The sequence below is a fragment of the Clostridium sp. cel8 genome (assembly GCF_014050525.1).
GTDB lineage: Bacteria > Bacillota > Clostridia > Clostridiales > Clostridiaceae > Clostridium_B.
Genome location: NZ_JACGAG010000010.1, coordinates 74,936 through 85,530 on the forward strand (window position 1 = coordinate 74,936; position 10,595 = coordinate 85,530).

Annotated in this window: 10 protein-coding genes; 1 reads left to right on the forward strand and 9 read right to left on the reverse strand. The window is 28.3% G+C overall.

Annotation, left to right across the window (positions count from 1 at the left end):
* Window position 1: 1 nt before the first annotated feature.
* The 7 genes from H2684_RS09725 to H2684_RS09745 all read right to left on the reverse strand — a co-directional run bounded on the left by H2684_RS09725 (window position 2) and on the right by H2684_RS09745 (window position 5,523).
* Window positions 2-541, reverse strand: a complete 540-nt coding sequence (locus H2684_RS09725; protein WP_182089213.1) for a LysR family transcriptional regulator substrate-binding protein — start codon at window positions 539-541, stop codon at window positions 2-4.
* Complete coding sequence (locus H2684_RS09730; protein WP_182089214.1) at window positions 525-797, reverse strand: LysR family transcriptional regulator; 273 nt, start codon at window positions 795-797, stop codon at window positions 525-527. Before H2684_RS09730 ends, H2684_RS09725 begins: the two co-directional genes overlap by 17 nt.
* 197 nt (window positions 798-994) lie before the next feature.
* Entirely contained in the window at window positions 995-2,872 is a 1,878-nt protein-coding gene (locus tag H2684_RS12420; protein ID WP_279286877.1) for a pyruvate formate lyase family protein, read from the reverse strand.
* The gene (locus H2684_RS12425) at window positions 2,826-3,365 is read right to left on the reverse strand and encodes a pyruvate formate lyase family protein (RefSeq protein WP_279286878.1); all 540 of its coding nucleotides are present in this window, start codon (window positions 3,363-3,365) and stop codon (window positions 2,826-2,828) included. Before H2684_RS12425 ends, H2684_RS12420 begins: the two co-directional genes overlap by 47 nt.
* A gap of 35 nt (window positions 3,366-3,400) precedes the next feature.
* Complete coding sequence (locus H2684_RS09740) at window positions 3,401-4,333, reverse strand: glycyl-radical enzyme activating protein (RefSeq protein ID WP_182089221.1); 933 nt, start codon at window positions 4,331-4,333, stop codon at window positions 3,401-3,403.
* Window positions 4,334-4,493: 160 nt separating this feature from the next.
* Complete coding sequence (locus H2684_RS12360) at window positions 4,494-4,601, reverse strand: LuxR C-terminal-related transcriptional regulator (RefSeq protein ID WP_347707544.1); 108 nt, start codon at window positions 4,599-4,601, stop codon at window positions 4,494-4,496.
* 4 nt (window positions 4,602-4,605) lie between these two features.
* Window positions 4,606-5,523 (reverse strand): helix-turn-helix transcriptional regulator, encoded by a 918-nt coding sequence (locus H2684_RS09745; RefSeq protein WP_243159316.1) that lies wholly within the window; start codon window positions 5,521-5,523, stop codon window positions 4,606-4,608.
* Between the two features lie 419 nt (window positions 5,524-5,942).
* On the opposite strand from H2684_RS09745, the gene H2684_RS12260 reads away from it, so the two are divergent.
* Complete coding sequence (locus tag H2684_RS12260; RefSeq protein ID WP_207719435.1) at window positions 5,943-9,065, forward strand: Alw26I/Eco31I/Esp3I family type II restriction adenine-specific DNA-methyltransferase; 3,123 nt, start codon at window positions 5,943-5,945, stop codon at window positions 9,063-9,065.
* Between the two features lie 30 nt (window positions 9,066-9,095).
* On the opposite strand, the gene H2684_RS09755 is transcribed toward H2684_RS12260, so the two are convergent.
* Entirely contained in the window at window positions 9,096-10,355 is a 1,260-nt protein-coding gene (locus tag H2684_RS09755) for an Alw26I/Eco31I/Esp3I family type II restriction endonuclease (protein WP_182089223.1), read from the reverse strand.
* Complete coding sequence (locus H2684_RS12430) at window positions 10,352-10,492, reverse strand: hypothetical protein (protein ID WP_182089215.1); 141 nt, start codon at window positions 10,490-10,492, stop codon at window positions 10,352-10,354. Before H2684_RS12430 ends, H2684_RS09755 begins: the two co-directional genes overlap by 4 nt.
* Between the last annotated feature and the right edge of the window lie 103 nt (window positions 10,493-10,595).

Here is a 10,595-nt window from a genome sequence, read left to right on the forward strand (position 1 = left end):
TTCAAGCTTTATTTATTATAAAATCAATTAATTTTTGAATATTTTTTGATATTGGTTTACCTTTTTTCAAAAGGAAACCATATTCCCAAACAAAATCCTTATCTTCAAAAGGTATACCTATAACATTATCATGTCTATTCTCTAAACAAACGTGTTCTGCACAAATTAGCATACCTCTGTTTTGACTTACAAGGGAAGTCATAACTTCAATTTCATTAATTTTATAAATAAAATTAGGTAAAAAATTATATTGTTTAAATCTTTCAATTTGATAGTGATATAATTCTAATCTTTCATCACAGGTTATTAATGGCTTATTTTTTAAATCCTTTAATTTAATGGTTTTCAATTTTGAAAAGTCGTTATCCTTATTTACTAATAGCATAAGTGGTTCTGACTTAATTGATATGAAATCAATATTAGTTGAATGAACAGGTCTAATACTAATTGCAGTGTCGATAGTTTCATTCATAACCATATCTTCACAAAATTTATCAAGGTAATCTATTTTATCAACTTTAATATCAGGATACGCTTGCATAAAATCTATAAATATCATTGCAAATGGAGTCATACTCTGATAAAAGTAATTTAACTTTTTGATATAAATACATTCCGTCATTAGTTAACTCTACACCAGTATGTGTTCTCCTAAAAAGTTTAGTTTTTAATTTTTTTTCAAGGTTTTTAATTGAGGTACTTAAGGCCTGTTGAGATATATATAGTGATTTTGCTGTTTTTGATATATTTTTATATTTACATACCGCTACAAAATATTTTAACTCTTTAATTTCCAACAGTATCCTCCCCTTTTTCATAATCAAATAACTAATTTTCTAGCAATTATTTTTCTTATATTAAATATTCTACTACTTTAAAGACTATAATGTCTAATACTTCAACTATTTTTCCAAATTCAAAAGCATCCAATCCCTAAAGATTGGATGCCATCATCTAACTATTAATTATTAACTTTGCAATTTTGTAATTTTAATTAAAAATGAAGCTCTGTACGTTGAATCAAATCTTCCTGTAATGGTTTCCCAAGTTCAACAAAGTATGCACTGTATCCAGCAACACGAACAAGCATATCTTTGTAATTTTCAGGATTCTTCTGTGCAGCTCTTAATGTTTTTGAACTCATAATATTAAATTGTACATGCATTGCATGCTTTGAAATATATTCATCAATAAAACTTACTAAATTATCTCTACCCTCAATTCCAGCTACTGCTTCTTGTGGAAATTTAAGATTTAGTAGTGTACCATTTGTTGCAAGGCTATGATCTACTTTACCTATAGAATTTGCTATAGCTGTTGGTCCTTTAAAATCATGAGAACCTGCTGCAGTATGAACTGGTCCCATATTATCAGAGATTGGCTCTCCTTTTTTACGTCCATCTACAGTTGCACCAGTGCTCATACCCATTCCTACATTAGCATTTACAGTATATACTCCTGGGTTAAATTGACCACCCCTTGCAATTTTTCTTCCTGCAACATTTCTGCAATAGCACTCAAACATAAATTTGAATAATTCATCTGCATAATCATCGTCATTACCATAGTGATGTACTCTTTTACTATTTACCAAAGCATATAATTTTTCATGACCTTCCCAGTTATCTTTAATAGCTTGTAGTAATTCAGCACCAGTAACTCGTTTTTCATCGAATACAAGTTGCTTTATAGTAGCTAAAGAATCTGCACAAGTACCAATTCCACTTCCTTGTGGTCCGATGCCATTGTATTTTGCCCCACCTGCAGATAGATCTTTTCCAGATTCTATACAATCATCAAAAAATGAAGAAACAAATGGAACTGGTTTACGTGTTCTATGAGCATTATCAATAATATTTAAACTACTACACATTTGATCTAACCAGTAAGCAAATTGAGCATCTACACTTTCTAATAATTCATCAAAATTCTTGTAAGTGTCTAAGCTTCCTGTATTAGGTCCAATTTGTTTACCTTTGTTTATACCGTCTAAAACCTTTCCTCCACTTAGAGCCATTTCCAATATTTTTACAGTATTTACATATGCAGCATCATGCCATCCATACTCTTTTCCTGGAATATTTGGCTCAACACAACCAACAACTGCATAATCTCTTGCCTCTTCAAGTGAAGCTCCTTTTCTTAATAATGCCTTTATAGCTGGGGCATCATTGAAAATCTTAGGATGTCCATAACCTGCTCTTATACACTCAACTGTTTTAACCTTTAATTCATAAGGTGTATTTTCATGCATACGTACACAAAGCCATGGATTCATCATACGTGTATGTGCAGAAGCTTCTAACATCAGCATTGTAATATCATTTGTTGCATCATTTCCTTCTTTATCCACACCACCGATTGTTAAACTTTCTCCACCAGCACAACGTCCATTACGAACTAATACTGTTCCTCTTTCTTTTAGTTTTACTAGATTGTTTAATTTAACATATTCCAGTTCAATTAACTCAAGTGCAAATTCTTTTGTAAGAATTCCTTTCTTCATATCAGCTTCATAATATGGATATAGCCACTGATCCATACGTCCGTATGAAATTGAATGCCCATTACTTTCTACTTGAATTAATGAAGTAGTAAAGTTAAATAACTGTAATGCTTGCCAGAAAGTCTTTGCAGGACCTCCTGCTATTTGCTGGCAGTTGTCAGCCATTATTACTAATTCTTCTTTTCTCTTTGGATCTGTTTCTTTTTCTGCCTTTTCTTTTAAAAGTGGAATATAACGCTGTATATGAGCTTTAGCAGCCTTTAACATGATTAATTGTGCCTGGTAAAAATCTCTCTTATCTGCGTATTCAAAATCTCTTTTATCTAATTTTGCATACGCATTGAGATCCTTTTCTTTGGTCTTCATCTAATCTTACTCCTGCTAAATCAGCAACTGTTTTGCCTCTCCAGTATTCGCAAAGGTCCAAAATTTCTTGTCTTTCTTTATCATTTCTAATATAAAATTGATCATATGGACGTTCTTCAAATGGGAAATGTAAAATTTCGTCAATGATCCAATCAACAGAAAATTCTGGATAAAGTGGTGTAGCTTTAGCTGGAGCTACTAGCTCACCTAAAATGAGTTCTTCATCATACACATTTAATTCAACATTGCACAATACATTGTCAAATGCATATGCACATTGTAACATTCTTGGTGCATTTTCATTCCTTTTATATGCCTCTGTAACTAATCTTAATCTTTGTACGTCAATTTCATAAGGTCTGTCTAGAAATGTCTGTCTAAGATGATTTACACGTGGAAATGGAGACCAATCCTCATGATTAACCTTATAACCTACACCATAACAATGATCAAAAGGCTCTGTTCCACATGCAGTTGTACTATTAGAATTCATTAAAACCCCTCCTATTTATTATAAATAAAATTCTTTTATTGTTTTTCTTTTGTACCTACAAGGCAGTGTATACCTCGACTATTAAAATAATCTGCAATTTCATTGACATGCTCTTGAAATGATTCTCTGTCTATATTGATATCTTTCATCTTATAAGGTATATCTAATGAAGAATATTTTTCTTCACCAAGACGCATAAAACTCAAAAGCTGAAGCGTTCTAACATTACCGCCTAAATCATTTAGTAAAAAATCAGCTGTGGCTTCTATATTGTCCATGTCATCATTTACATTTGGAATAATCGGAATTCTCAAAATAATTTCTCGTTTTTCTCTTGTAAGTCTCTTTAAATTCTCCAAGATCTTATCATTGTTCACTCCAGTATATCTTTTATGAATATTTGTATCCATATGTTTTATATCTGAAATTATAATATCTGTATAAGGTAGTATCTTTTCGATTTTCTTCCAGTCAGCATGAAAAGTAGATTCACAACAAGTCTGAATTCCTTCATCTTTACAAGCTTTGAAAAGTTCTGCTACAAAGTCACTTTGAAGCAGAAGCTCTCCACCTGAAACCGTAACACCACCACCAGAACGTTCATAATATCCTTTATCTTTGCGTATTTCCTTCATACACTCTTCCACAGTCATCAACTTACCCCATTGCTTAATTGCATCCGAAGGACAGACATTATAACATTCAAGACAATTAGTACATTTACTGCGATCTATAGAAGTAAGTTTGCCATCTGTAAAATTCAATACACCTTTCTCAGGGCAAACATCCTCACACAAGCCACATTTTTCTTTTGAAATACATTTACTTTCATATACACCTGGCTCTATATAAGTCTTCCAACTCTCAGGATTACTACACCATTCACATCTTAATGGACACCCTTTCAAAAATATCTCAGTACGAATACCTGGGCCGTCATGGATTGTAAATCGCTGAATATTAAAGATAGTTCCTTAAATTCTTCTAGAATCGTTTGCATGTTAAAAGTATATCAAACTCTGCAGTTTAAAAATAGTGGATATCATAACTATTTTATATAGGGAATGTTCCCTATATAAAAAATTAAATCACTCTAAATAAAAGTGATTTAATTATCTAATATAGAAATTATTTTTTTGTATTCTCAATAAATTTATACAATTGAAAACGATTCCTCACTTCACACTTAGTATATATATTTTGCACATGTTTTTTAACAGTATGATAGCTAATCACAAGTTCATTGGCAATGGCCTTGAGTCTTTTCTTTTTCCTTCTTTGATATAGTAATCCAGTGATACCTATCTATGATTCCATTGGAATAACTTTGATCATAGGTGTATATTTTAAAAATATAGTCTTTGATAACCCGTGTCTGAACACAATCTTCCTTAATGTTATCTTCCTCACCTCCAAGTAGAAAAGGCAACCAGCTACAAGGGCTTGTCCTGCTAATCTGTTCTACGATAGACGATCCCAGAATATCTTTCAAATAATTCTGAGCCGTTTTATTATAACTCATGATATGCATGAAATCATCAGTGACAAGATAAGCTTTTTCACCTGATGAAATAATTTGGCTCTGGATGTTTAATATTATCTTTGCCTGTTCATGCTTTTTGAAATTTTTGTAGGCATTAGCCACATAGACGTAGATTTTATTCAGTGCCTCAATTTCTTTATCTGTAAAATCACCTTTTTCCAGAGACTTAAAAAAAATGACTTGAATGTAGGCATTAATACCAAAAGCCATAGTCACACTATAATGTGCATTAAAGTTTTCCTCTAAAAAACGAACATATACAGATTGATCATAGTCGATGTATTTAATTATATCTGTGGATTTATATAGTCTTGGAATCACATTAAAATAAGTTAAATGATTATGAACTGCATCCTGATAAACTATATGCCTCACTACATCGTTTGCAATAAATTTTCTGTATGGATGTTCTTCACAGTCGGCCATAATACCATTCCAATTTACCCATGAAAGAAATTTTCCATGCGTGTCAAAGAATGAAATTAATACCTTTTCCAAACCGAAATTCCTATTCAAAGAATCCAATAAAACATTACCAAAAAATTCGCGTGTTGAAATTTGATGTTCTGACATTTCTGATATAAAATTCATCTGACTGGCATCTTCATATTTCATGGTATACTACCTCCATTCCATTCAGTAACTTTTTTCAGCCGCCACTTATTATTCTGAACCATTATAAACATCTAATTCATCACCACTTATGTTAGCAATAAATTATACATATGAACTTGGTTATTTGGGACAATTATCTAGAAAATATACTTATCTAAAATATAATTTTTAAATTTACTGGAGTTTATATTTTCTCAAAAATCATTTACTTATTTTTATTTACCCATTATTATAATAATTAACTTAGCCTATAAAATCAACTCTTTAATTTCCAGTAGTATCCTTATCATAGATACTTTCTATCATTTTCTAAAAGATGAATATAAAAAATTCTTTTCTAATCGTCTCATTTTTGTTGTCTCTAATTTCTATATATGTTAATATATTATTGACATTCAATAATGAAAGGAACTTACTTAATGAAATTAACAGAAGCTCAAATAAATTTATTATTTGAAAAAATTAATTCAATAAATCTAACAATACCTAAAGATAAATTATGGCAATTAATTGGAGAACTAAGTTACGATTATGAAAAAAGTCTAGATGATCAAACTAAAAGATCAACTGGTATTTATTATACAAATCTTTTACTAGCAGAACATATGATTAATGAAATGTTTAATATTATACCCATTGAAAAACTAGAAAATTTAACTTTTCTTGAACCATGTGTAGGAACAGGTAATTTTGTTTTTGCATATTTAAAAAAAATATACGAGTTAAAACTGGATCCTTTAAAAATAAAAACTATTTTAAACAACATTTATGTTTCAGATATTGATTTAACTGCAATTGAAATATTTAAAAAACTTATGATAAAATTCTGCAAAATCTATTTTCAAATTGATTTAAATTATTCATATTTTGAAAAAAAAGTTTCTACAGGATTAATGTTTAATTTAAATAATGAGGATATTTCCTATATTGACATTAAAAATATATATCCTGAAATTATGAAAAAAGGTGGATTTGACATAATAGTTACTAATCCTCCGTATAAAAATCTTAGAGCAGAAAAAAACAAGCATTATAATAATAATCATTACCAAAAAAACAAATTAATATATGAGAAAATCTCCAAAATTGCAAAGAATCACTTTAAATATGGAAATAATGGAGTATTAAATACTTATAAACTATTTGTTGAAGAAATTCTATGTAATTATTCAAATACAAATTCAGTTATAAGTATCTTAATTCCTTCAACTATACTTACTGATAAATCTTGTACAGCTCTTAGAAAGTTCATGCTAGATAATCATAGAATAATTGCAATTAACTCAATAAGAGAAAATGAAGGTTTTGTAAATGCTCAACAATCATTGTGTTCACTTTTAATAAAGAAAAATGAAAAAACAAAGTTTATTAAAATAAATACTGATTTTAATAAAACAACAATTGGGAAATACTCAATTATCGATGCCAAAGATATAATAAATTCATCAACAGGTTATTCTATATTTACATTAAATGAAGCTGAATATAATATTTTACGGAAGCTAAAAAAATATCCAACAGTTAAAGAACTTCCTTTTATTATTAATAAAAGAGGAGAATTAGATTTAACTGCACATAAAAAGTATATAACAGAAACAAAAACTAAACTTAAGCTTTTACGGGGAAAAAACATTGATTATTACAAAATAGTATTAAATAAAAAACAAGAATGTGTAAAATCTAATTTTATTGAAAAAAGTGCTAAAGCTAAGTTTATAAAGTCGCCAAGAATTGCATGTCAGCAAATATCAAATATGAATAAAGAGCGCCGCATTAAATTTGCGTTTATACCAGAGAATTTTGTGCTTGGCAATTCATGTAATTTTATGTATGTAAATGAAAATAAATACAATTTTGATATATATGCTTTATTAGGAATTATGAATTCAAAAATTATTAACTGGTTATTTAAATTAACAAGTTCCAACAATCATGTTAATAATTATGAAATAGATATGCTTCCTATTCCAATAAAATCAAAAAATATACCTAAAATAAGCAGTTTAGTAAAAGAATATTTATCTTCATATGACAATAAACTTTTAAGTAAAATAGAGGATTTAGTAAATAAGTCATATAATTTAAATTTAGATGAACTCATTAAAAATATAGGAGAAAAAAATATTATCAAATTACATAAAACTTCTTCTTATCAAGAATATATTAGAAAATTTTTAGATGATTTAAAATGCATTTGTAATATAAGTGAAGTTAATTATTCTGTTATAGATGATTTGCTATTTGGAAAAATGATGACTGAAACTTTTATTAATAGCCTTAATTTAAATAAAGATAATTTTATTACTGAAGTTATAAAAAAAATGATTGAAAAATATCAAAAATTATTTAATCAAATAGTGCTTAATCATATAACATTTAAACTAAGTGATTTAGATCTTGAAATGGTCAAAACAATTCCACAAGGTGGTAATTGGAAAAATATACCGGAACATATAGTTGCAAAATCTAAAAGGCTTACAAAAATTACCCAAACTGGTGGACGTACTACTCTTTACGGTAGAATAGATTATTCAAAACCTAGTTATACAATAACAACATATTTTAATAGACCTGGAAATGGAACTTATGTACATCCAATTCATAATAGAGTAATAAGTGTTCGTGAAGCTGCAAGATTTCAAAGTTTTAAAGATGATTATTATTTTGTTGGTAACAAATCAGATCTACTTAAACAAGTAGGAAATGCAGTTCCACCTTTAATGGCATATGTAATTGGCAAAAAAATTAAAGAGATTATTGAGTGTAATACTTCTGTTGACTTGTTCTGTGGTGCAGGAGGCATGACACTAGGTTTTAAAGAAGCCGGTATTAAGTGTTTATCTGGTATAGATAATAATAGAAGCGCATGTTTAACTATGAAAGTGAATAATCCTGAAATGAATATTATTTGTGATGATATAACACTTCCAAAAGTAAAGGATAAAATAGTTGATACTATCAAAAATAAAAAAATTGATTTAATTTGTGGAGGTCCTCCATGTCAAGGATTTTCTCATGCTGGGAAACGATTTGTTGATGATCCCCGTAATAAACTTTTTAGGGACTATGTTGATATTGTAAATAGAGTAAAACCTAAAATAATTATTATGGAAAATGTGCCTGGAATGTTAACACTTTCAAAGGGAAAAATATATGCTGAAATTATTAGTTTGTTCAAATCTTTAAACTATAATATAGAAGGTAAACTATTAATGGCATCTGACTATGGTGTTCCTCAAAAAAGAAAAAGATTAATAATCATAGGAATTAGAGATGATATCAAAGTTGATCCATCTTCTCTTTTTCCAGATAAAATAACAAAAGAAAATCAAATTTCTGCTTATGATGCAATTAGCGACTTGGAATCTATAAAATGCAATGATAATGCAATCTATTCTATAAATAAAGACACTTTAAGTAATTATGCAAAAACTATGAAAGGATATATAAGTTTTGAAGAATTTATATCAATGTTAAAAAAAACTAATTTTCCTAAAGAAGAAACAACATCTGCAGAACATAAACAATTAAACTTATTTTAAGTAATTTATTTAGATAAAAGAGAGCTTTTATTAGCTCTCTTTAACTTTAATTAATAGTTTATTTTGGACATTTTCAACAAGCTCCTTTAATATTAAAAAAGCTTCATCAAATTTTTCATAATTAATTTTATCATATATCTTTTTTATTAATTCAACATCTTCTTTGTCAAGTGAAGATTTTAAATTTCTATTATTTTTTTCATGATAATCTTCAACAGCTTCAAATGCTACTCTAATAAATCTATCTATTTCTTTCCTTGTTGCATCTGTAATTTTTCTTTCAGTGCATTTTATTATTTGTCCTTTTTCATTAAATTTATAGGAATATTTAAAATATCCAAACTTTGGACTAAGTAATTTTTCAATTAAAAATCTTTCTCCATTCTTGCCACATTGTTCTTTTATTATCCATAATATTTCCATATAATTAGCCATATTTTGTTTTAATAAATCTCTAAACATATCAATTTTGTATTGCTCTATTGCATATCTTTGTTTTATGTATAGCCATATTTTCTCTGAAAACCATGATATTGCAGTAACTCCTGAATTTTCATTTTCAATTTTAATAAGTAATTCAATATCTTTAGGTAATAGTCTATCCCTTTTAGATGAATTATCACCTTTACTCATTTTTTGCAATAATAAAGGATCATGCTTAAAACCAAGTGAAATTGCTCCAATATGATCTGCACTAGTACCTTTAAAATAAGAACTGTTCATAAATTTATTTGCAGCATGAATATTACCATCACTCCAATATTCATAAGCTCTTCTATCTTTATTATAAGTTTTCATATTTTCTTTATGTCTTCCAGTATCTTCTTTTTGTCTACAACAACGATTGTATGTATGAAAACCATCTAAACGATCTGGGTAATTAGACATAGCTCCAGGTCCTAATAATTTAGATTTTCCATTTCTACTTTTAACCTCACATTTATAAATTATACTTTTTATCGATTCATTAACATCATCACTTAGTTTAAACTTGTCTATAAGAAATTTTTTAATTTTACTTTCACTAACTCCATTTGCTATAACTGTTTCAACTGCATCAAATATTGAATCCAATGTTGATAAATTAACTTTAAATTTTTTATAAAATTCCTTTACAAAACTTGCATTTAAATAAATATAATATAGTGACATCTCTTTACCGCAGATTTGACATGGTTTCTTCTTAGTTGGATGAATTTCAAACATTACTTTTGCATATACACCAGGCTTAATTGGAAATCCTAGTTTTTTTGCTTTAGCTTGGGCCCATTCTATTCTTTTCTTTCCTATATCACTTTTTTAGATGCTATCCAAGCAATTTCTCCATTTCTTTTTCTTTTAAATGGAATATTTTTATAATTGGAATGTGTTATAATAGTTTCCATATATTCTTTAAACTCTTTACTCCATATTTTCTCTTTTGCCATTGCTAGTCCCCTCTTTTATTTTTTAAATTAGCCTTGAGCATAACTCTAAGACCTTCATTCTTCTAGCCCCATGAGGGCTATTTTTTTCTATCACTAAAATTTA